This is a genomic window from Trichococcus pasteurii (assembly GCF_900112935.1).
GTDB classification, from domain to species: domain Bacteria; phylum Bacillota; class Bacilli; order Lactobacillales; family Aerococcaceae; genus Trichococcus; species Trichococcus pasteurii.
The window spans coordinates 251,524-274,607 of record NZ_FONM01000002.1 but is presented as its reverse complement, the minus strand read 5'-3'; the positions used below and the strand labels follow the sequence as shown (position 1 = coordinate 274,607).

Here is a 23,084-nt window from a genome sequence, read left to right as displayed (position 1 = left end):
CGGATGGGGCAAATGTGGTATATTCGCAGTAAAGATACCTAATGACCACAAAACTATAGATGGGGTGATGGAATGATCAGATTCGACCACGTGAACGTCATTCGCGAAAAACGGAAAATTTTGAACGACATCAATTGGCACGCCAAAAAAGGCGAGCATTGGGCTATACTCGGCTTGAACGGATCCGGCAAGACAACCTTGCTGCAGCTCCTGAACGGCTATCTGTGGCCAAGCAGCGGCAAACTGGTCGTGTTGGGCGAGACTTTCGGGCAGACGGCAATCCCCGAGTTGCGCAAACGGATAGGCTGGGTCAGCTCGGCGCTGCAGCAACAGCTGAATCCCAATGACATCGCCGAGCACATCGTGTTGAGCGGCAAATTCGCTTCAATCGGTGTCTGGACCATCCCGACTGAAGCCGAAAAGCAACAGGCGCTGGATCTGTTGATCAAATGCGGCGGAAAAGAATTGATCGGGTTTCGCTACGGCATCCTATCCCAAGGGCAACAGCAGATTATTTTGATCGCCCGCGCTCTGATGGCCGAACCGGAAATTTTGATTTTGGATGAGCCCTGCAATGGCCTAGACCTGTTCGCAAAAGAGAAACTTCTGGAGGATATCCAGCGGATTGCCGATGAACCTGAAGGGCCGACGATGATCTATGTCAGCCACCATACCGAGGAAATCCTGCCTTGCTTCAAGAAACTGATGCTGCTGAAGGACGGTTCCATCCATAAGACAGGCAAAACAAGCGACTTGCTGAAAGAGGAAGTCCTGAATGATTTTTACGGAAAACCGGTTCAGACTATCAGGATGTCCAAGAACAGGCTAGCGGTCTTTCCGAAATGAAGCAGCCCGAAAATCACATGCAGCAGCGAAACCAAGTATCTTCCTGTCGGTTTCGCTGCTGTTTTTTAAGACCCCTTTATATAACGGGAAAGATTGTGCATAAAATATCAAATTATCCAAAGAATCATTTTGATCATTAATAAGAATCTTATTAGAAAGCCTTATTTATAAAAATATCACTGTACAAATCATGATAATAAAAATACAATATAAAAGTAAGTAGAAGAAAAGGGGGAGTAAAAATGAAGAAGAGAATTGGCTTATTTTCTGCTTTAAGTATGTTTGTGTTGTTATCCGGTTGTGGAGCGAACACGGATAATGCAGCAGACTCAAGTGTTGCTGTTGAAAGGGAGGAATCGATTGCTGCAAGTTCTGAATCAGTGGAGGCTGTGACAGGTGCATCAGAGGTTACCTATACGGACCCGGAAGAACTGAAAGATAGTTATGATGTCATCATCATCGGTTCCGGTGGCGCCGGCATGACAGCAGCTATTTCAGCGAAGGATGCCGGTCTGAATCCGGTCATCTTCGAAAAAATGCCAGTGCACGGCGGGAATACAATGAAGTCTTCCGCAGGCATGAATGCATCCGCAACGAAATTCCAAGCGGAACAAGGCATCACAGACTCAAATGAATTATTCTACAACGAAACATTAGCTGGCGGGAAAAATACGAATGATCCTGAATTATTGCATTATCTTGTCGACAATTCAGCATCCGCCATCGATTGGTTAGATACAATGGGAATCACCTTGAACAACATCACCGTTACCGGCGGAATGAGCGTGAACCGCACGCATCGTCCATCTGACGGGTCTGCTGTCGGTCAATACTTGGTCAAAGGTTTATACGCGAATGTCATGGAACGCGAAATTCCGTTGTTCGTGAATTCGGAAGTGAAAGAAGTCGTTGTGACTGACGATAAAGCAAGTGGCGTCAAAGTCGACTTCAACAACGAAGGCGAAATCACCGTTTCATCCGATGCAGTCATCATCGCAACCGGCGGATTCGGTGCCGACTTGGAGATGGTCACAGAGCTTGCACCGCAACTTGAGGGTTATGTCACCACCAACCAACCAGGTTCGACAGGCGACGGCATCAAAATGGCGCAAGCCATCGGAGCCGCTGTAGTAGACATGGATCAAATTCAGATCCACCCGACCGTGCATCAGGAATCTTCTTATCTGATCACTGAAGCGATCCGCGGAGAAGGCGCGATCCTTGTGAATCAACAAGGCGAACGTTTCGTCAATGAAATGGAAACCCGCGATAACGTTTCGGCAGCGATCAACGCTTTAGAAGAAGGCTATGCTTACCTGATTTTTGATGCTGGCGTGAAGGACCGCGTGAAAGCAGTCAACACGTACATCGAAAAAGGCTTTGTCCAGTCGGATGAAACAATCGAAGCTTTGGCTGGTCAATTGGGAATGGACGGCGCAACCTTGGCACAAACGTTGACTTCATGGAATGAAACGGTCGCTTCCCAAGTGGATGGCGCATTCAACCGTCAGACAGCCCTGAACAACCCATTAGCTACTGCACCATACTACGCAATCCAAATCGCGCCTGGTATCCACCACACAATGGGCGGATTGAAAATCAACTCCAACGCACAAGTCATCAGCACAGAAGACACCGTCATCGAAGGTCTTTATGCTGCCGGCGAAGTTACTGGAGGCGTACACGGTAGCAACCGTATCGGCGGCAATGCTGTAGCCGACATCATCGTATTCGGACGCCAAGCAGGGGTACAATCCGCCAGCTACGTCCAATCTAAGGAATAAATGAATCACTGATAACAAACAAGAACGGCAACCCAATCGCTGGGTTGCCGTTCTTGTTTTTGGTTTGGTCGTGTGAGTGTCTGATTTTCTGGCCTGCGGTTCGAGTTCATGATCATGAGCGTAATTCCCCGCCAAAATGGTTTTTGCGGAGAATCTCGTGTAGTCCGCGGACATTTTTCCCCGCCAAGGTCGTTTTGGCGGGTTTTATGACTGGGATTTTGACTGATTTTCCCCGCCAAAGAGGTTTTGACGGGTTATTTCTTGGTATAAATTCAATTCCCAAGTAGAAGGAGTTGTACCACTACTGGTCGATCCCCAAAAACTGGGCTTCATACAGACGACGGTAGGTTCCGTCCTGAGCCAGCAACTCCTTGTGCGAGCCTTGTTCGGAAATCCCTTGTTCATCGACGACGATGATCCGATCAGCATGCTTGATGGTCGTCAAACGGTGCGCGATGATCAATGTCGTCCGACCTTTCGACAAGTTATCCAAAGATTCCTGGATGACTTGCTCGGTCTCGGTATCCAATGCGGAAGTCGCCTCATCCAAAATCAGGATCGGAGGGTTTTTCAGGAACATCCGCGCAATCGAAAGGCGTTGTTTTTGACCGCCGGACAATTTGACGCCGCGTTCCCCGATCATTGTGTCGAATCCATGGGGCATCTCGGCGATGACCTTGTCGAGATTGGCCATCCGGGCTGCTTGAGCGATTTCGCCATCTGTAGCATCCAATTTCCCGTAGGCGATGTTTTCCCTGACGGTCCCCGGGAAGAGGAAGACATCCTGCTGCACGACGCCGATTTGGTTGCGCAAGGAGCGCAGTGTCAGATCCTGGATGTTGATGCCGTCGACAGTTATCGTTCCTTCCGTTGCTTCGTAAAAGCGGGGAAGGAGGTTGCATAAGGTCGTTTTCCCGGCGCCACTTGGACCGACGAAAGCGACTGTCTCTCCGGCACTTATCTTCAGATTGATCCCATCCAACACTTTTTTGGAACCGTCGTAGCCGAACGACACTTGGTTGTAGACGATGTCGCCATTAAGATGGGTCACTTCGATGGCACCAGGTTTATCCAGAATTTCCGGTGTCCGGTCCAACTCTTCGGTGAAGCGCCTGAAGCCGGCGATTCCTTTCGGATAACTTTCGATCATCGTGTTCACCTTTTCGATCGGACGCACAAAGATGTTGGACAAGAGGATGAAACCGACGAACTCGCCGTAGGAAAGCTGACCCTGGATCGTGTAGTAGGCGCCGAAGAACAGCGCAAACAAGTTGATCAGCCGAATCAGCAAATAGTTATAGGAAGAACTGATGCCCATCATTTTGTAGAAAGCCATTTTGGAACGGCGATAAGCTTGGTTCAATCCTTCGAATCGTTTCGCTTCATAGGTTTCGTTTGCGAATGCCTGCACAACGCGGATTCCGCTGACCGAAGCTTCAATCCCCGCGCTGAATTCTCCCAGATCCTCAAAAATGCGGGTGTTGATCCGTGTCATTTTCTTGTTGAAAAAGATGAGCGCAATCGTAATGAAGGGAATCATGACGAAAGTGGCGATCGCCAACGGCACATGGATCTGCAGCATCAACAGAAACGATCCCAACAAAGTGATGATGGTGATGAAGATATCCTCAGGGCCGTGATGCGCCACTTCCGAAATCTCGAACAGATCTGTCGTCAGCCGCGCCATCAATTTGCCGGTCTGCTGATCATCATAGTAACTGAAAGGCTGCTTCTGCATATGGCTGTAAAGTTCCCGGCGCATATCGGTCTCGATGTTGACCCCGAGTACGTGCCCGAAATAGACGACGACATACTGCATCGCCGTATTTACGATGTACAACACCAATAGGCCCAACGAAACCAAGAGGATCAGATTCCAATTACCGGAAGGCAAAATGGAATCAATGACGCTGTTGACGACGACCGGAAAAGAAAGTTCCAGCATAGCCGCCAAAATAGCACAACAAAAATCAAGCATAAACAGATGCTTGTAGGGTTTATAATAGCCGAAAAAACGTTTAAGCATGAGTACCTCCTCTAAAATCATTCAAATATAGTTATAACACAGATCGATGGAATGAGGTATTGATACGCTTCTTTAAGTTATGAATGTCTTCTGGGCAGAAGTTTCCTTTAATAATGTTGAATAACATCCGTATAGTGGTACAATTATATTAAAATAAATATTCCTTGATTGGCGTACTCCAGAATGCTCGGTAATTGATATTCAGTGTATAAGATGCAGGACTCAATCAATGGGCGATACTACAGGCACAGAAACATTTGCTTAATCAATTGGGTAATCCGTAGGTGTTTATATAGAAGGATGCTTAGGATCACAATTCGAAAATTGGAGGAGTAAGAGAATGAGAAAATGGAGAACAATCGCAGTATCGATGCTGTCACTAGCTTTATTAGCCGGCTGTAGTGGCGCAAAACCTGAATCAACGGTAGAGGAGTTTTTCACGGCCGGGCAACAACTTGATACCGAAGCTATGGCAGCTGCAGTCCTTTCTACGAATGAGGAAGAAGTGACGGATCCGGAAGAACTGCTGACCGATGAATCGAATGAATATCTACTGGAATATTTCAAAACCAACGCTGAGAAAATGACTTATGAAGTAACCGGAAGTGAAATTGACGGTGACAAAGCGGTCGTGACTATGAACGCGAAATATGTTGATGGTGCACCATTGATTAAAGCAACAATCAGTTCCGCATTCATGAAAATGTTACCTTTGGCATTCAGTGGTACGGAAATGACCGAAGAGGAAACGAATCAGATGTTTGCTGATACGATGAAGGAACAGGCAGAGATCATTTCGGAAACGTTCAAAGAAGCCACTTTGAAAATCGATTTAGTAAAGCAGGACAACGAGTGGTATATCACGGAAATTACTGATGAAATGATGGATGTGGTCATGTCGGGCTTTATGTCACTCAGCACCGAACTGGAGGGCGCTTTTGAGGAAACCGAGCCAGTCGATGAAACCAGCACAGAAGATTCTACTATCGAGTCCTCTGCAGCCGGAAAAAGAAGCAATCCAGTGCCTTTAGGTCAAGCCATTGAAATTCCGGTTGAGTATTCCAATGAGGATTGGACGGAGAACTATGAAGGAACCATTTCCCTTCAGATCAACGGCATCACAAAAGGTCAGGCTGCCTTGGACACCCTAATGGCTGAAAATCAATTCAATGAAGCACCTCCTGAAGGCATGGAATGGGTCATTTTTGATGTAACGATGAAATTGTTGGACGGGAATCAAGACACTCCTTATACAACATCACCGGCTTTCGACATCATTTCCTCTTCAGGCAGCGAAATTGCCCAAGATACTTATGGTACTTTGGATGGGAATGAATTTGGCTACACTGATCTTTTCCCAGGCGCAGAGGCTTCAGGCCGAGTCGTGAAATACGCTCCGATGGGAGACAATTTCCTGATTTCCTATGATGAAAATTATTCGGCAGCTTTCTACTTCCGTGCACAATAAGGATATGCATATGAGACAGTACGAAAAAATTAAAAAGATTGAAGCACATATAGGAGGCTACTTTGGTGGTTATTACCAAGTTGAAGTAGATTTGGAGCATAATTTGGTCAGTTGGACTACTGGCGGCGAAGGCGAACTCGAAGAAACAGTTCATAGAAATATTCGCTCAGCCACTGCAAAAAAATTCCTTGAACAGCTGGAAACATTAGAATTGTTGAATTGGGAAGAGGAATACGTAGATCCGGGTACCCTCGATGGGACACAATGGCAAGTAGATTTAGTGATGGATGACCATACAATCACTAAACATGGAAGCAACTGTTACCCTGAGCAATGGGGAAAATTCCGACAGGCCATCTCTAAAATCACAGGAAAGCCATTCAGGTAAGTTTATACTGCAAAGCAAACATTCAACTATTTCCAGATAGATTCTCTGGATGGCAAACTAAAAATGAACGTCACCCCAAATTTGAGGTGGCGTTCATTTTCAGTTGTTGGATTTAGTTATCTTCCGAATGGCGCTCGCCGACTTGGAACTCATCAGCATGCTCGAACATGTATTTCACTGTGATGGCTTCTTCTCCGGTCAGTTGTTTGATGTCATCCGTAAAGTTGTGCATCTTGCCCAAGCGAATCGCTTCTCCGATTGTGACTATTCCTTCAGATGAGAAGGGTGCCCCGGAATCTTTTTTTTGAATTCGCCTTCTGCCGTTCTCAGCACGCCCATCGCGTCAAAGATGGCGTAGTTCTCTTGGATTCGTAAAGCGGAAAATGTCGGGCGATGCAGTAACGGTTGACTCTTTCGGTGTGATACAATTTGAGCAAAGAGGAAAAGTAAAAAGGTGTTGAAATCCGTCAGATCGTCCAAACTGTGCCAAGAAGAAAATAATATGGAATGGCCGCAACAGTACTTGATGTCGTTTGTGTGGCTGTGACTTACAAATGAAAGCGCTTGTTGATTTGCGGGTTTCTTTCGGAAAAGGAGTGGATTATTTGTGATTACGTTAAACGAGCTCGGTTTTATCCGGGCAGGAGTAGCCGTTCCAAAACTTCAGGTTGCGGATCCAACGTTCAATTGTCGGCAAATATTGGATTTAAGCATTAAAGCCGCTTCTCAAAAGGTCAACGTGCTTCTGTTCCCTGAACTCAGTATCACGGGGTACAGCAGCGGGGATTTGTTCCATCAGCGTCTGTTGCTGGAGGCGGCCGAGAAAGAGTTGACGGAATTGCTGCAGGGGACAAATTCTCTTGAAATGGTGATTGCGGCAGGGATGCCTGTGCGGGCAGACAATCAACTGTTCAATTGCGCGGTCGTTTTCTTCAAAGGCAGAATATTAGGTATCGTCCCCAAAACCTTTATCCCTAACTACAATGAATTTTATGAGAAACGTTGGTTTTCTTCATCCGTTCACCGCATTTCCGACAAAATCAGCCTCTGCGGGCAAGAGGTCCCGTTTTGCGAGAATCTGTTGTTCAAAGATACCGGTTCGGAGTTGGTGATCGGTGTGGAAATTTGCGAAGATCTATGGGTTCCGATTCCACCCAGTTCCAACCATGCGCTGAACGGGGCCAACCTGCTCCTCAACCTATCGGCCAGCAATGAAGTGGTGGGCAAGGCAGCCTACCGAAAAAGTCTGGTGGCAGGGCAGTCCGCGAAATGTATCGCAGCATATCTATACGCCTCGTCTGGATCCAGCGAGTCTACCACCGATCTGGTTTTTGGCGGGCATGCCATCATCGCAGAAAACGGAACCTTGCTGCAAGAGGACAGGATGAACCTACAGGAAACCCTGCTCATCCAGGATATCGATATCGAGCGTCTCATGAATGACCGCAGAAAAATCAATTCCTTTATGGGCAATGTGGAACGCCATGACTATCAAACCGTCATTTTCCAGCTACATCACGCGGCAGCAGCTCCGGAAGCGGAAAATGAAACGACTGACTTCCGCCGCAAGGTTGACCCTAAACCTTTTGTCCCGGCAGAAAAACAGACTCGTGAGCAGTCGTGTTCCGACATATTCACCATTCAAGCAACTGGATTGGCCCAACGTTTGAATAAGACAGGCATCAAGAAGGCGGTGTTGGGGATTTCCGGTGGCCTCGATTCCACCTTAGCCCTTCTGGTGACCTATCATGCGTATAAGCAGCTTCAGCGCCCAGCCAAAGATATCATCGGGGTCACCATGCCGGGATTCGGGACATCCAATCGCACCTACGCTAATGCCGCATCACTGATGCAGGCGTTGGGGATCACGACTAAAGACATATCTATCCGGGACGCCTGCATCCAGCACATGGAGGATATCGGCCATGATCCAAATGAAAAGGATATCACCTACGAGAATCTCCAAGCGAGGGAGCGGACCCAAATTTTAATGGATATCGCCAACCAGGAGGCAGGACTGGTGGTCGGTACAGGCGATTTGTCGGAGTTGGCATTGGGTTGGTGCACGTATAATGGCGATCATATGAGCATGTATGGCGTCAACGCCAGCATACCAAAGACCTTGGTTAAATACTTAGTAGCATGGTTTGCGGAATCGGCTGAGCCCAATATCAAAAAGGTACTGGAAGATATCCTCAATACGCCGATCAGTCCCGAATTGCTTCCGCTGGATGAGACCGGGAATATCCAGCAGATGACGGAAAAGGTTATAGGCTCCTATGATCTGCACGACTTTTTCCTTTACTATGTCCTGCGGTTCGGCTTCAGCCCCGCCAAGATCATTTTCTTGGCTGAGCACGCCTTTGAGGACAGCGATAGGCAAACGATCATCAATCAACTCCGGGTGTTCTACAAACGTTTCTTCACCCAACAATTCAAACGCTCCTGCATGCCGGACGGGGTGAAAGTAGGTTCGGTCAGTCTTTCCCCCCGAGGTGATTGGCGCATGCCGAGTGATGCCAGCTATGAACTTTGGCTGAGTGAATTGGAGCGGATGGTGTAACATAATGGGAGACTATGCTGGCCGTCTCTGGATCCGGAGATACAAAGAAGACGCGAAAGGCTGAAACCTATTCTATAAGCAGAATTATTGGAAAGGAAATCAGTGAATCCGATGAAAAATAATAATGTTAACGTTCTTCATATCCTCTCATTCTTGATCATCATTTTAAGTGTGGTGGCTACTGCCACGGGGCTTTTCTATACAACAGGCGGAGCGCCTTTCGACATCATCAACCAGTATGGCGATAGCGTCAAAATGTACGGGGATGGCATCTATGCCCACGATTCCTTTTTCAGGGTACCCATCTTCAAAGGGACCGACTTAACCATTCTTGTGGTGGGGGTACCGATGCTGGCTGCAGCAACGCTGCTGGACTTGAAAAAGAAGACTGTGAAGCGACGAATCCTACTGGCCTCCGTGATAGCGCTATTCCTCTACTATGCTTCAAACATTGCGTTTGGCGTGACCTATAATTCTCTCCACTTGGTGTATATCGCCCTTTTTTCATCATCGCTCTTTGCCTTGATCATTGCGATGAGCGGCATGGATTATTCAGAGTTGGAAAAGTCCATCACGAACGTACTTCCATATAAGGGGATTTATGCTTTCCTGGCGGTGACGGGTATCGCACTTTTCATTGCCTGGCTGCCCGATATCATCAGCGCCTTGCTGGCCGGCCGTGCCTTGGCGATGATCGAGGTCTATACTACGGAACCAACCTATGTTTTGGACATGGGCATCATCAGCCCACTGGCATTCAGCTGTTTGTCTCTCCTGCGCAAGAGGGAGGGACTGGGCTATATGCTTCTTTCGATTTTGCTGATCATCTGCATGGGCATGGGGATAATGTTGCCTGTCCAGTCGGTGTTCCAAGTTGCGGCAGGAATAGCGATTCCTTTGCCGGTCCTGATCACAAAAATCGGCATTTTTGTGGTTTTAGCAGTGTTCGCCGCCTATTTCGAAATCCGGTTCATGAGGATAGTGGAGCAACGATAAGGCAGTCAGAGATACTAGTAAATCTATGTTCTTTCTATGGATGAAAAACAAAAAAGAACGTGGGGCCATCGAGGCAACCACGTTCTTTTCTCGAATTATTTGTCTTCCGAATGGCGTTCGCCGACTTGGAACTCATCAGCGTGATCAAACATGTATTTCACTGTGATGGCTTCTTCGCCTGTCAGAAGTTTGAAATCATCCGTGAAGTTGTCCATCTTGCCCAGGCGGATCGCTTCTCCGAATGTGACCATGCCTTCAGAAGAGAAGGGTGCTTCGGAGTCTTTTTTGAAGTCGCCGTCCGTCGTTCTCGGAACGCCCATCGCGTCGAAAATGGCGTAGTTTTCTTCATCGGAGATGGCTTGATAAGTGACGTTGTTGCCGGTTGCTTCGTTGCCGTAATTCACGAAGTCGGTGATGGTCATCAATTCGGGTCCGTTGATGTTCAGGATCGCATCGTGGTATTTGTCGGTTGCCAATGCATGCGCAACCGCTTTGGCGCAATCTTTGCGGGAAATGTAGGCCATTTTCCCGTCAGCCTGGTTGTTCTGCATGACGCCGCCCATTTTCACGAAGGTGAAGTAGTTGGTGACCATGGCTTCAGCGTATTGGGAGTTGCGCAGGAAAATATGATCCATTCCGACTTCATTGATGTAGTCCTCTGTGAAGATGTGGTCGATTTTTTCGATGCTCGGGTTGGATTCATCAGCCGCATTGACCAATGATGTGTAGATGATCTGCTGAACGCCGGCTTCTTTGGCGGCATCCACCACATTTTTATGCGCGTTTTGGCGTTTTGCCCCTACGAAAGGCATCGAAATCAGCGCAACTTTATCGGCGTTTGCGAAAGCTTCAGTCAAGACATCTTTGTGGTTGAAGTTTGTTACATGTGTTTCAATGCCTAGGTCCGCATATTTTTTCAGAGCAGCCTCGCTGTATGCACAGAAAATCAGTTGGTCTTTTTCGACTAAATTCAAAAGGTATTCAGCCGCCTGATTTCCAAGGTTTCCGTCAACGCCTGTCAACAATAATTTACCCATATGTGTATCGTCTCCTGTCTGTTTTAACTATCTTCATGATATGTGAAACAAAGAGCAAACTCCAATGCAAAAAGCGAATGGGTTATCCGGAAATCGAATAATGCGCTTTGATGGAACGGATCAGAGCTTGGATGCCTGGCTTTGCATTGACGGATAAATATCCCAAGGCAATCACGAATGTATGGAAGGAGCCTTCGATCGGAATCATGCGGATTTCGTCGGACGGGTAATTCAGATTGTAGTTGTCCGGAAAGAAGCCGATCAGGTTTTCGGTCCGGATTGCGAACAATTCGGTTTCGACATCGTCCACTGTTTTGGCAATCTGGGGCTGATAACCGTCTTTTTGGGCATGCTGCACCATCAAATCGTAGGATGCGCCGATGACGGAAGGGTCCAGCATGACGAGCGGGTGCTGATACAGTTCAGCAAGGGTAACCGACATTTTGTCGAACAAGGGATGGCCTGCACTGACGACGGCCTGGTATTTACCGGCATACAAAGGCACAGTCATGATGTCCTTTTTGCCTTCGAATTCGGAATCGAAAGCGATGGCCACATCATAGATGCCTTTTACGAGATAATCGGAAATGTTCTTCAACAGCACCTTATTCAGATTCAGTTCGACCAGCGGATTTTCTTTCCGGAAAGCCGGGATGACGGAAAGGAGCGTCTGGATATCCGTCATGGCTGAATATTCGATCGACAAGGTTTCCCGCTGATTGGCCTGAAAATTGCGCATTTTCTGCTGCATGCTTTGGTATTGTTTCCAAAGCACCAAAGCTTCATCGTAGAAAAGCTGGCCGGCTTCCGTCGGCTCGATTGGCGTCTTTTTGCGGTTGATCAACCGGATCTGGAACGTCTCCTCCAAAGTAGCGACCGTCTGGCTGATGGTGGTCTGCGACACATAGTTCCGCTTGGCAGTTTCCGTGAAGCTGCGGCATTCCACCAGGTCAATGTAGTATTTGATTTTTTCGATGTTGATGCGATTCGCCTCCAATCAAAAATACTTCTGTCTGTAAAGTACCATATCCTGCTATCAAGAGGCAATCAGAGATTTTGACAGGATTGTTTCACCAATTCTAGGCTGGATGGAAGTGTATAGACAACTTTGTTTCAACCTAAACGTTTCGTCTGTCATTTTTGGATGGATGGCATATACTAACGTTAGTTATCGAGGAGGTATTCAAATGAAAATAGAACATATAGGTCTTTGGACTGCGGATTTGGAAAAGATGAAAGAATTTTACTGTGATTACTTCAAGGCCACAGCGGGTGAAAAGTACTACAATCAGAAATCAGGATTCCAATCCTATTTCTTATCCTTCGCGGATGGTGCCAGATTGGAGATCATGCATCGCGAAGATGTAATCAAAGGCTCCCATAGAAATGAAATATTGGGCTTTGCGCATCTGGCCATCTCGGTCGGCAGCAAAGACATAGTGGATGCTTTGACGCAAAAACTGGTGGATGCCGGCTATCCCCTGTTGAGCCCGTGCAGAGTAACCGGCGACGGCTATTATGAATCCGTCATCGGCGATCCGGAAGGAAACAGAATCGAAATTACGATATAGAGAAAGCATGAGGTGAATGGAATGGCAATCAAAGCGATTGTGCTGGACATCGACGGCACATTACTGAATGACCAGAAAGTAATCACGCCAAAGACGAGAGAATCATTATTGCGGGCTCAAGAAGCCGGCGTGAAACTTGTGTTGGCATCGGGTAGGCCCTTGCCGGCGATGCTGAAATTCTCAAAAGAACTAAAGATGGAACACTATCATGGCTTGCTCCTTTCCAATAACGGGGCTTGTGTGACAGATTGTGCAACGGATGAGATGCTTTTCAGCCAAAGCATTTCCGAAGAAATAGGCGCAGCGCTACTGACGCACTTGGAACAATTCGATGTCAAACCGATGATCGCGCATAAGGATTACATGTATGTGAATAACGTGTATGATTGCATGATCACCGCACCGCCGCACGGCTTGCGGAACATCATCGAGTACGAGTCCCGCAGCGGAGACTTTAAACTATGCGAAGTGGAGCATCTGGCGGACTTTGTCGATTTCCCCCTGCATAAGATTTTGATCGCGGGCGAACCGGATTACTTGGCGCAGCACTGGCAAGCAATCATGCGACCGTTCGAAGGACGGATAAACGGCTTTTTCTCGGCGCCTTTCTATTTCGAGATTGCCGATAAAGGCATCGATAAAGCCTATGCATTGGACAAAGCCCTGCAGCCATTGGGGATCAATGCTGAGCAGGTCATCTCATTCGGGGACGGTCAGAACGATGCTTCCATCGTCGCCTACGCAGGTGTAGGTATTGCGATGGGCAATGCGATCGACGCGCTGAAAGCGAGCGCGAACGAAATCACCTTGTCCAACAACGAAGACGGCATCGCCCATATGCTTGAGAGATATTTGTGATAACAGAATATACCGAAAAGCCAGACCGCATCCTTAACTTTGGATGGTCTGGCTTTTTTTGCTGCAGAGATATAATACCCGGTGAGGAGCGCTTCACCGGGTATTATCCGCCAAATGAAATCGGAATTACCGGTGAGGACTTCCTAACCGGTAATTCGCGTCCGCAGCGGTGGAGCACACTAGTTAAGAATTTTTTAAAAGAATAAATATTTATTGTAAAACGATAAACAAAAGACTAAACTAACAGTAACAAATCTAAACGAGGTGTTGTAGACATGAAACGAGAAACATTCTTTTTGAAGACGGTCGTCGTTCTGATGGGACTTCCGGTAGTGGCGCTCTGCATTTTTATTATCCCGGAAATTGCGGCTTTCCTGGTCGAACTGGTCCCAAGCCTTACTTATTTGCAATATCCATTCATGATTGGATTGTACGCATCTGCTGGCATCTATTTCGTCGCCTTGTACCAAGTCTTTAAACTGCTGGGCTACATCGATAAGGACTTGGCTTTTTCCGATTTGACGGTGCAAGTCCTGAAGAACATCAAACTCTGTGCGGCTGCGATCGGAGGGCTGTTCATCCTGTTCATGCCGCTCATTTTTATGATGGGTGATATGGATGACGCTCCCGGCCTCGTCCTGATCGGCCTGATCATCATTTTCGCCTGCATGGTGATTGCGGTCTTTGCCGCTGTCCTTCAGAAACTCCTGCAAAATGCGATCGCAATCAAGCAAGAAAACGACTATACGATATGAGGTGCGAAAAATGGCAATAATCATCAATATAGACGTCATGTTGGCAAAACGCAAAATGAGCGTCACCGAACTGTCGCAACACGTCGGCATCACAATGGCGAATCTGTCCATACTGAAAACCGGAAAAGCGAAGGCGATCCGCTTCTCGACCCTGGAAGCCATCTGCAAGGCATTGGACTGCCAGCCCGGCGACATTCTGGAATACCGAGACGAGGAAGAGGAATAGCGGTTCTGCGCCGACATGACCTAAAAATACAGGGGAAACCCTTAGTCTGTAATAGTGCGAACATTCACAATGCGTGGTAAAATAGTAGAAAAAATGGAGGTTTACCATGCCTAGATATGAGGAACAACGCAATTTTCTGAAGTCGGATTTCAAAACATTCAGCGCAATCGAAACGGATAAACAGAAAGGGATTCCGCAGCCACCCAACGTGAAAGCTTACGATGCCGATGCGGAAATCGTGGACTTGCCTGCCGTCGATGGCGGAGTCGTTAAGAAGGAAAACATCTACGAAATCATCAAGGAAAGAAGAAGTGTGCGTCACTATGCGAAGGATGCGCTCACGCTGGATGAACTTTCCTACCTGTTGTGGAGCACTCAAGCCATCACGGGCACCAACAGATCGGGCATCACTTTCCGCACGGTCCCGTGCAGCGGCGGGACACATTCGTTTGAGACCTATCTGTTCATCCTCAATGTGGATGGCTTGAAGAAGGGCGTATACCGTTATTTGGCGGATTGCCACAAACTGTTGTACCTGAGCGAAGTCAACGACATCGACGAGCAAGTCGATAAAATGACGCTCGATCAGCCATTTGTGCCGAATTTCGCCAAACGCGCGTCGGTCATCTTCTCTTGGAGCTGCATCCCTTACCGCTCCGAGTGGAAATACGACATCACCGCGCACAAAAAAATCCTGATCGACATCGGTGCGGTCATGGAAAACTTGTACCTGACGAGCGAATCGATCGATGCCGGCACTTGCGCATTGGGCATCTACGACCAGGACATGGTCGATGAACTGCTGCATTTGGACGGCGAAGATGAATTCACGATCTTCCTGGCGGCTGTCGGCAAGAAAGTGGAGAAGAAAGAACGCAGATAAATCATCATAGCATCAGGAAGAAACTCTATTCATTGGGGTTTCTTTTTTTGTGGGCAGATGTTCAAAGCCCTTATTGCAGCACTAACCGTCCCCGGGTAATTCCCGCGCAATAATGTACTATATCCCTTTTTCAAAACAGTATAAACTGATGGCATCAATCAATTTCGGAAAGGGGCTCGTTTCATGAACATCGCATCATTAATCCTCTATTGTTTTATCGTCACTTTCTCGCCCGGGCCGACGAACATCGTCATCCTATCCACCACGCATAATTTCGGCACCAAAAAGGCGATGCAGTACACATATGGCGCTACAGTAGCATTCGGAATCTTGTTGCTTCTGTCTGTACTGTTGAATTCGCTGCTCGTGACAATCATCCCGAAAATTCTGGTCGTCATGCAGCTGATCGGCAGTCTGTACATGCTCTATCTGGCGTATCAAGTCTACAAAATGGATGTATCCAAACCGATGGACAACCAAACAGGCAGCTTCTGGTCGGGGTTCGCCATGCAGTTCATAAATCCGAAAGTGGTCCTGTTCACGATGACGGTCATCCCTAGTTTTGTGATGCCGTACTATACCGATATGTCTGCCTTAATGATCAGCGTCATTTTAATAACCATAATCGGATTTCTGGCTTTTCTTACCTGGGTGCTTTTTGGTACACTGTTCAGAGACTTCCTGCAGAAGCACAAAAAGGCCGTAAATGTAGCGATGGCGTTATTTTTGGTTTATGCTGCGGTAATCATCAACAAATAAGTCAGCGATTGTGGGGTGGTTGAATGGACAAGTTTATTTACAGAAAAGCGGCTGGGATTACTGCTTTATCGGCAAAAATGACCGATTTCTCCTATAAGATGCACTCGCACCGGGAGTATGCAATCGGCGTCACCTTGCGCGGCATCCAGGAATACAGTCTGGACGGCAACGTGCAATTGTCCCATAAGAACGGGATTATGCTTTTTAATCCCGAGCAGGTCCACAACGGCATGGCCCACGATGCCCAAGGACTGGAATATGTCATGCTTTACATCGACCCGGCGTTGCTCATGGATGTACGTGGGAAAAATGAAATGGTCCGCTTTTCTGAGCCCGTTGTCTATGACCCAGCCCTTGAAAAGAAAATCCTGATGCTTTCCGACGCCATTTTTCTCAAGAAAGATGAGGCTTTGTGCAATGAAATGCTCCTGTCGCTGACGGACAGCCTTACCGAAACAACCGAACCCGCCGATCACAAAAAGGATAATGTGCGCATCAACACAGCGAAGGATATGCTGCATGCCAATCCGGATCAATTGCTGAAGCTGGATGACATCTGCAGCGAACTGCAACTATCGAAATTCCAGTTCATCCGAATGTTCAAAGCCCAAACCGGCATAACGCCTTACCAATATTTCCTCAACTGCAAGATCGAGCACGCAAAGCAGCTGATCGAAACCAAAAGGGATGTCTATGCCGCTGTAGCCGAATGCGGCTTCGTCGACTTGACCCATCTGAATAAACACTTCAAGAGTGTGTTTGGGATCACTGCATATGAATACCTGACGCATCTGAATGGGAAATGAAAAAGATACTATAAAAAGAGGTGTTGATGAAGTAAAATTCATCAACACCTCTTTTTGATGCGTGTCCAAAAATCAGGTACATATTCCCAACAACGCTGTGTTTCGAGCAACAAATTATTCGCTAATCTGATTCGCTTTACGGTATTTAGACGGCGTCATTCCGAAATGCTCCTGAAAAAGCTTATAATAATGATTGAGATTGGTGAACCCGCAATCCAGTGCGACGTCCCTTACCGATTTGGATGAGTGGATCAACTGGATGCGACTGTTTTCTATCCGCTTGTTCAGGATTAGCTCCTTGAAGCTCATGCCAGTGGTCTTCCGGATCATATGACTGAAGTAGGAAGCATTATACCCAAAATGAGCGGCGGTCTCGCCCAGAGAACAGGTCTCGTAATGCGCCTCGATGTACCCCAATATATCCAAGGCCAATTTCGTCTGCTGCGTCTCCAATTCCGTACCGTTGACTTCCACCGAAAACGAGCGGATCAGTTCCAAAAAAATCAACTGGATGTAGAGGTCCTTCATTTCTTTCGTGCCAATGCCCGGTTCATAGACTTCGCACAATAACTGCTGAAACAGCAGCGAAATTTTTTCCGTATTCGTATTGCGGAATATCAAATACTGGTTATGCTTCTGCGAATCGGAAATGGCTTGCAAGAGGAACTGAGATAGATAACTTTCGGTTGCGGCAATCTGGGAAAGACACTTGGAAAAGAAATTCTGATAGATTAGGAGGTTGATGATGATATCATCCTCGCCAGTCTTCGCAATGGAATGGGGGATTTCCGTATCGATGAGAACAATATCCCCCTTTTTAAGAAGGACATCTTTGTTGTTTATCGACTGCCGGCATTGCCCGCTATACACAAAATTAAGTTCGATATACCCGTGGATATGTTCAGGGACATGGATGAAGCGCGAGTGTTTATTGACGAAATAATCCTGATTTGAGGAGACCGACATAAACGGTTTGGAGAAATGAAACACATAGCGGCCATCAACAAGCACCTTATTGTCATCCTTAAACCATTCCGACAACACAGGTTCTTTCATATAACGTTCCTCGCTGGCGCTGTGTTTGCGCAAATAGGAATCTAGTTCGATAAAGTTCACGTTTACACCACCTAAAAATATGGTACGAAATGTACCGTTGTTTGATATTTTTATTATACATTGGAAACGCTATAATTCATATTGTTAAGATAACGGAATGAAGATGTGGTCAAGGTAGGCGCCTAAATATTTGATATCCGCAGCTATATTCCAAACCCATTAGGAGGACTGCAATTATGGCTAAAAAAGATTATGACCAGTTAGCAAAAGATGTCGTTGCGCATGTAGGCGGCAAAGAGAATATCCTTGAAGTAACAAATTGTATGACACGCTTAAGGTTCGTGTTGAAGGATGATGCATCCGCAAATGAATCGGCTTTAAAGCAATTGAAGCAGGTGAAAGGCATCATGAATAGAGGCGGCCAATATCAAGTCATCATCGGTACGGAAGTTTCGGATATCGCTCCGGTTGTCCGCGAATATATCGGCGCGGAAAATGTAACCGCCACCGTAGAGAAATCTGAAGCAAAAGAAGGAAGTCTGTTCGACCGATTCTTTAAAGTGATCAGCGGCTGCATCACGCCAATGCTTGGTGTGATGGTCGGATCAGGGATGATCAAAGGCGTGTTGGCGATATTGGTGACTTTTGGACTCATTACAAACACAAGCGGCACTTATTTGGCACTTTATGCAGCATCAAATGCAGTAATGTATTTCATGCCAGTTTTGATAGGATTCAGTGCTGCGCGCGTCTTCAAAGCAAATCAATATACCGGTGCGGTAATCGGGGCTGCGATTATGTATCCCACGTTGTTGGAGGCAATAACATTAGGCGAGCCATTGACATTTTTAAGAATACCGATGCAATTGATCAATTATTCCCAGTCCTTGTTACCGGCGATTGCAGCCGTTTGGGCGGCATCACATGTTGAAAAATTTCTAAAAAATACTTTGCCACAAATTCTGCAATTGATGTTCGTGCCTGCTTTGACGTTAGCTATCATTGTTCCGTTGACTCTTTTAGCAATAGGACCAGTCATGAATCTCGTTTCTACAGGACTTTCGACAGTTGTTTTAGGTATTTTCAACTTCAGCCCGATTATCGGAGGAATTCTGTTCGGTGCATTTTGGCAGTTGATGGTTGTCTTGGGACTTCATGGCGCCTTTATTCCCGTGCTGATCAATAATCTGGTTACTTTAGGCAGTGACCCAATCAATGCGGTTTTGGGATTAACAGTTTGGGCATTGGCCGGCGTATCTCTTGGTTATGCTCTGAAAGTGAAAGACAAAGTTGAGAAATCATTGGGCTTTGGGAATCTGGCTTCCTGTCTGTGCGGAGTGACGGAACCAACCATCTATTCGATCATCATCCCAAATTTCAAAATTTTCTCAGCAGCCTGGATCGGCGGCGGAGTTGCTGGAGGAATCCTTGCGGCGCTTGGAGGGAAGCTCTATTCATTTGGAGGGGATGGCTTGTTCCGAATCCCGGCTATGATCAATCCGGCAGGCTTGGATATCAGTTTTTACGGATTCATAGCTTGTGCTTTATTGGCCATGGCTGTTTCTGCAGTGATTGCCTACTTCCTTGTGCCAGCAGAAAAATCGATAAAAGAATATTAAAATGAGAGCAGTGAGTTTATGTTGAAAAATATTACAGGCCCAATCGGAAAATTACCGAATCATTTCTACCCGTTCTTTTGGCAGCACGGGGAAGACGAAGAAACACTAGAGACTTATGTGGAGAAAATCCATCAATCCGGCATGCGGGCGGTCTGCGTTGAATCGCGGCCACACCCGGATTTTGTCGGGGACAAATGGTGGGAAGATCTAGCTATCATCATCCGTGAATGCGAAAAACGCGACATGAAGATCTGGTTGCTTGATGATTCCCACTTCCCGACAGGATTCGCCAATGGACAGATCCGCGATGCTTTCCCGGCTTTGCGGAAACAATACTTGTCGATGCGCAGATTTGACGTGGTCGGTCCGATGAAGAAAGCCCGCATCGATGCCTCGATGCTGAAGGGTCGCCCTTGGAGCAAAGAACGCACAGACGTCATCGAGACTCTCGGCGTCTACATGGCAAAGCGTACTTCAAATTATACAGTCGAGGGAGATCCCATCGATCCGACATCCCTGGTGGATATCACGGAATGTTATCAAGAAAACACGATCCAACTAGATTTAGAAAAAGGATCCTGGAGCATTTTCGTCGTCTTCTCTACGCACAGCGGCGGCGAGGAAGCAACGAAGGATTACCTCAACCCGTTGGTTAAGGAAGCCACCCAAGTGCTGGTTGATGAAGTGTACGAAAAACACCTAAAACAGGTCGGGGATCATTTCGGCAAGACCATAACTGCATTCTTCTCCGATGAACCGCGCTTCGGCAACCAGAAGGGGACCGAATCACGGATAGGGAACTCGGACATGGTCTTGCCTTGGCGGCCGGACCTGGAAAAAGAATTGGCTTTTGATCCTATTCTGCTGCCTTTGCTCTGGATTCCTGCAGAGGGAGCAGAAAAAGAAGTGCGCTATGCCTATATGGACAAGGTCACGACTCTGTACAATGAGAATTTCACGAAAGTGTTGGCTGACTGGTGCGAAAATAAGGGAGTGGATTACTTAGGACACAATATTGAGGATAATGGCGCGCACGCCAGACTCGGCTATGGCGCCGGCCACTTCTTCCGGGCGCAGGAGGCGCAGCATTTTTCCGGAATCGATGTCATAGGAACGCAAGTGGTTCCGGGAATGCCTTTCCATCATGATGCCTTTCAGACAGGCGGCAGCGACGGCGAATTCTATCATTTCGCCTTGGCCAAACTGGGCGCTTCGGCAGCGCATCTGACAGCGCACAAAAATGGGCGCGCCATGTGCGAAGCATTCGGCGCCTACGGTTGGAACGAAGGGCTGAAGACCATGAAATGGATCACCGATCACCTGCTTGTTCGGGGCATCAATTACCTCGTTCCGCATGCCTTCAGCCCGAAAGAATTCCCCGATTGGGACTGCCCGCCGCATTTCTACGCCCGCGGCAACAATCCGCAATACCGATATATGACGCACCTGACTGATTACGCCAACCGCTTGATGCACATCTTATCGGACGGCTCCCATCGCGCGCCGGTCGCAGTCGCCTATCCGGCGGAGTTCGAATGGGCAGGGGAAGCCATGCCGGTGGAACGGCCGGTCCGCGTATTGACCGAGGCGCAGATCGATATGGATATCGTCAGCTTTGATCATCTGAAGGACGCGCTTGTCATCGACAACAAACTGCGCATCTTGGATGAAACGTTCGAAGTATTGATCATCCCGTATGCGTCCTACATGCCAAAAGCCATGATGGCGATACTGGAAAAACTTAAACTGGATGGCTTGCGCATCGTTTTCGTTGATGACTTGCCGGAGAATTTCGATGCCCCAGCCAAAACCGGCTATGAAGTAAGCCCGTTGCAGGAGTTGCCGAAACATCTCGACGATGTCCGCGAGTTGAAACTGGCGCAGCCTTTCCGCGAGATGGTCTATTACCATTACGAAAAAGACGGCAACGACTACTGGATGTTCTTCAACGAGAGCATTTCTGAAGAAATCGATACGACAGTGTACATCCCATCCTACCCAGGGAAAAACGGCTATGCCTTCGATGCTTACCACAATCAGTTAAAAGAACTGGAAGTCAGCCAAGAAGGCATTGCGCTGAAATTGGCCCCTTATGAGACACTCGTATGGGTATTTACGGATGAACAGATGCCTTCGACAGCCGGAGGGCCGCAAAAAGAATCTGAAAGAAAACCGATCAAAGCGGAATGGAAAGTCAGTTTTGCAGGAGCATTGGCTTACCCAAGCTTCGAATCCGTCACAACATTGCAAAATGGTATTCAGGCTTTGAGTGACCTGAAAGGCTACGACCGTGCCGCAGGGACAGTCGCGTACGAAACGCAACTGGAAGTGAACGATTGCGGATCCATCGTAGGTCTGGATTTGGGAATGGTTTATGAAATCGCCGAAGTCTTCGTGAACGGCCAAAGAATCGGCACAAAAATCGCACCGCCATATGTTTTCGACGCAAAAAACAGCTTCCGCGAAGGCAAGAATACGCTGCGCATCGAAGTGACCAATACGCTGGGCACTAGCATCAGGGATCCTTTATCCCAATATTTGCTGATTGAACCTTTCGGGATGACTGCAGAGATAAATCTGATAAATGGACTTAAAGTCTAGAAGTCTAATCAAAAAGCGGAACGACTGTTTCAACACACAGTCGTTCCGCTTTTTGCCTGCCTATTTTTAGATTGAGCAAGGGGAAAAGCTTATTCTATTACATCAGCATAAAGTGAGCTGTTTCTTTCGAACATGCCCTTGGCGAAAGGGCAGCGAGGTATGATTTTTTTGTTTTCCTCTCTGGCCATTTCGACCACGCGATCAACCAGTTGTGCGGCAATTCCCTGGCCACGGTAATCGTCATTCACATAGGTACGGTCGATGCTGATCATGCTGCTGTCTGCAAGAGAATAGGTTATTTCGCAGATTAAGTTTTCGTTTTCGTCTTTTTTGTAGAAACGTAAGTCGCCGCTATCAAAGTTCATTGTCTGCTCTCCTTTTTATTTTTTGATGTATTTTCAGCATTAAATATCCATTTTCCATTTCATATTATTCCTGCGGTTGAGACCAGTCAAGAGATTAGCATTGAATGTTTTTGAACCAATCTACCACAACAGCACGATCACGTTCAATTTTTAAAAGATAATTTCGATAAAAAGAAACTTCTTCTTGTACATCATCAATGCAACGGTATACAATCGAAGAATATTGTGCTGTAAACTAAATGTTTGAATCGCTGAGATTTAAGCAGAGCATAGCTCTGTTCATAATTTCTTTATTTGTGGCTTAACCGACCATACACGCTCGATTTTTTTATCAAGAAAGGGGAAATGATATGTTTTCGAAAAGATTTTATGCAGTCGTATTAACATCTTTATTCATTTTTAGCTATACATCAATAACTACTGAGGCAATGGCATCCCAATTATCATATGATACCGCAGCACCCCCGAACAATTCTG

21 protein-coding genes are annotated in these 23,084 nt (G+C 47.0%); 15 read left to right on the top strand and 6 right to left on the bottom strand.

Annotation, left to right across the window (positions count from 1 at the left end; genetic code table 11):
- The first annotated feature begins 72 nt into the window (after window positions 1-72).
- Both BM184_RS03580 and BM184_RS03575 read left to right on the top strand, forming a co-directional pair.
- Window positions 73-846, top strand: a complete 774-nt coding sequence (locus BM184_RS03580; protein ID WP_086941486.1) for an ABC transporter ATP-binding protein — start codon at window positions 73-75, stop codon at window positions 844-846.
- A 242-nt stretch (window positions 847-1,088) separates the two neighbouring features.
- On the top strand, window positions 1,089-2,630 hold the full coding sequence (locus BM184_RS03575; protein ID WP_086941485.1) for a flavocytochrome c: 1,542 nt from the start codon (window positions 1,089-1,091) through the stop codon (window positions 2,628-2,630).
- Window positions 2,631-2,931: 301 nt separating this feature from the next.
- Here BM184_RS03575 and BM184_RS03570 read toward each other — a convergent pair whose 3' ends face one another.
- Window positions 2,932-4,656, bottom strand: a complete 1,725-nt coding sequence (locus BM184_RS03570; protein ID WP_086941484.1) for an ABC transporter ATP-binding protein — start codon at window positions 4,654-4,656, stop codon at window positions 2,932-2,934.
- A 340-nt stretch (window positions 4,657-4,996) separates the two neighbouring features.
- Here BM184_RS03570 and BM184_RS03565 point away from each other — a divergent pair, with 340 nt between their 5' ends.
- Both BM184_RS03565 and BM184_RS03560 read left to right on the top strand, forming a co-directional pair.
- Complete coding sequence (locus BM184_RS03565) at window positions 4,997-6,124, top strand: hypothetical protein (RefSeq protein ID WP_086941483.1); 1,128 nt, start codon at window positions 4,997-4,999, stop codon at window positions 6,122-6,124.
- 10 nt (window positions 6,125-6,134) lie between these two features.
- Window positions 6,135-6,512 carry a hypothetical protein gene (locus BM184_RS03560; protein WP_086941482.1) on the top strand — a complete coding sequence of 126 codons (378 nt, stop codon included), beginning with the start codon at window positions 6,135-6,137 and terminating at the stop codon, window positions 6,510-6,512.
- A 112-nt stretch (window positions 6,513-6,624) separates the two neighbouring features.
- Here the strand turns inward: BM184_RS03560 and BM184_RS15490 are convergent, their stop codons facing one another.
- On the bottom strand, window positions 6,625-6,753 hold the full coding sequence (locus tag BM184_RS15490) for a hypothetical protein (RefSeq protein ID WP_256213019.1): 129 nt from the start codon (window positions 6,751-6,753) through the stop codon (window positions 6,625-6,627).
- A gap of 366 nt (window positions 6,754-7,119) precedes the next feature.
- On the opposite strand from BM184_RS15490, the gene BM184_RS03550 reads away from it, so the two are divergent.
- Complete coding sequence (locus BM184_RS03550; RefSeq protein WP_086941481.1) at window positions 7,120-9,075, top strand: NAD(+) synthase; 1,956 nt, start codon at window positions 7,120-7,122, stop codon at window positions 9,073-9,075.
- A 111-nt stretch (window positions 9,076-9,186) separates the two neighbouring features.
- A complete protein-coding gene (locus BM184_RS03545) occupies window positions 9,187-10,071 on the top strand; it encodes a hypothetical protein (RefSeq protein ID WP_086941480.1) in 885 nt (294 codons plus the stop codon).
- Between the two features lie 95 nt (window positions 10,072-10,166).
- Here the strand turns inward: BM184_RS03545 and BM184_RS03540 are convergent, their stop codons facing one another.
- Window positions 10,167-11,108: an NmrA family NAD(P)-binding protein gene (locus tag BM184_RS03540; protein ID WP_086941479.1), complete on the bottom strand. Its 942-nt coding sequence runs from the start codon at window positions 11,106-11,108 to the stop codon at window positions 10,167-10,169.
- An 82-nt stretch (window positions 11,109-11,190) separates the two neighbouring features.
- Complete coding sequence (locus BM184_RS03535) at window positions 11,191-12,105, bottom strand: LysR family transcriptional regulator (protein WP_218150976.1); 915 nt, start codon at window positions 12,103-12,105, stop codon at window positions 11,191-11,193.
- 190 nt (window positions 12,106-12,295) lie between these two features.
- Between BM184_RS03535 and BM184_RS03530 the strand changes: the two genes are divergently transcribed.
- The 7 genes from BM184_RS03530 (at window position 12,296) to BM184_RS03500 (ending at window position 16,966) form a co-directional block, all read left to right on the top strand.
- Window positions 12,296-12,679 carry a VOC family protein gene (locus tag BM184_RS03530; protein WP_086941478.1) on the top strand — a complete coding sequence of 128 codons (384 nt, stop codon included), beginning with the start codon at window positions 12,296-12,298 and terminating at the stop codon, window positions 12,677-12,679.
- A gap of 21 nt (window positions 12,680-12,700) precedes the next feature.
- Complete coding sequence (locus BM184_RS03525; protein WP_086941477.1) at window positions 12,701-13,537, top strand: Cof-type HAD-IIB family hydrolase; 837 nt, start codon at window positions 12,701-12,703, stop codon at window positions 13,535-13,537.
- A 275-nt stretch (window positions 13,538-13,812) separates the two neighbouring features.
- Entirely contained in the window at window positions 13,813-14,292 is a 480-nt protein-coding gene (locus BM184_RS03520; protein ID WP_086941476.1) for a DUF2975 domain-containing protein, read from the top strand.
- A 10-nt stretch (window positions 14,293-14,302) separates the two neighbouring features.
- On the top strand, window positions 14,303-14,518 hold the full coding sequence (locus tag BM184_RS03515) for a helix-turn-helix domain-containing protein (RefSeq protein ID WP_086941475.1): 216 nt from the start codon (window positions 14,303-14,305) through the stop codon (window positions 14,516-14,518).
- A gap of 106 nt (window positions 14,519-14,624) precedes the next feature.
- The gene (locus BM184_RS03510; RefSeq protein ID WP_086941474.1) at window positions 14,625-15,401 is read left to right on the top strand and encodes a SagB/ThcOx family dehydrogenase; all 777 of its coding nucleotides are present in this window, start codon (window positions 14,625-14,627) and stop codon (window positions 15,399-15,401) included.
- Between the two features lie 183 nt (window positions 15,402-15,584).
- Complete coding sequence (locus BM184_RS03505) at window positions 15,585-16,160, top strand: LysE family translocator (RefSeq protein WP_086941473.1); 576 nt, start codon at window positions 15,585-15,587, stop codon at window positions 16,158-16,160.
- Between the two features lie 23 nt (window positions 16,161-16,183).
- The gene (locus BM184_RS03500) at window positions 16,184-16,966 is read left to right on the top strand and encodes an AraC family transcriptional regulator (RefSeq protein WP_086941472.1); all 783 of its coding nucleotides are present in this window, start codon (window positions 16,184-16,186) and stop codon (window positions 16,964-16,966) included.
- Between the two features lie 114 nt (window positions 16,967-17,080).
- On the opposite strand, the gene BM184_RS03495 is transcribed toward BM184_RS03500, so the two are convergent.
- Window positions 17,081-18,082, bottom strand: coding sequence for an AraC family transcriptional regulator (locus BM184_RS03495; RefSeq protein WP_086941471.1), 1,002 nt, complete (start codon window positions 18,080-18,082; stop codon window positions 17,081-17,083).
- A 176-nt stretch (window positions 18,083-18,258) separates the two neighbouring features.
- Between BM184_RS03495 and BM184_RS03490 the strand changes: the two genes are divergently transcribed.
- Together BM184_RS03490 and BM184_RS03485 are read left to right on the top strand one after the other, a co-directional pair.
- Complete coding sequence (locus BM184_RS03490) at window positions 18,259-19,641, top strand: PTS transporter subunit EIIC (protein ID WP_086941470.1); 1,383 nt, start codon at window positions 18,259-18,261, stop codon at window positions 19,639-19,641.
- Window positions 19,642-19,659: 18 nt separating this feature from the next.
- Window positions 19,660-22,242 carry a glycosylhydrolase-like jelly roll fold domain-containing protein gene (locus BM184_RS03485; RefSeq protein WP_086941469.1) on the top strand — a complete coding sequence of 861 codons (2,583 nt, stop codon included), beginning with the start codon at window positions 19,660-19,662 and terminating at the stop codon, window positions 22,240-22,242.
- Window positions 22,243-22,331: 89 nt separating this feature from the next.
- Here BM184_RS03485 and BM184_RS03480 read toward each other — a convergent pair whose 3' ends face one another.
- A complete protein-coding gene (locus BM184_RS03480) occupies window positions 22,332-22,607 on the bottom strand; it encodes a GNAT family N-acetyltransferase (RefSeq protein WP_086941468.1) in 276 nt (91 codons plus the stop codon).
- Window positions 22,608-23,084 lie beyond the last annotated feature (477 nt).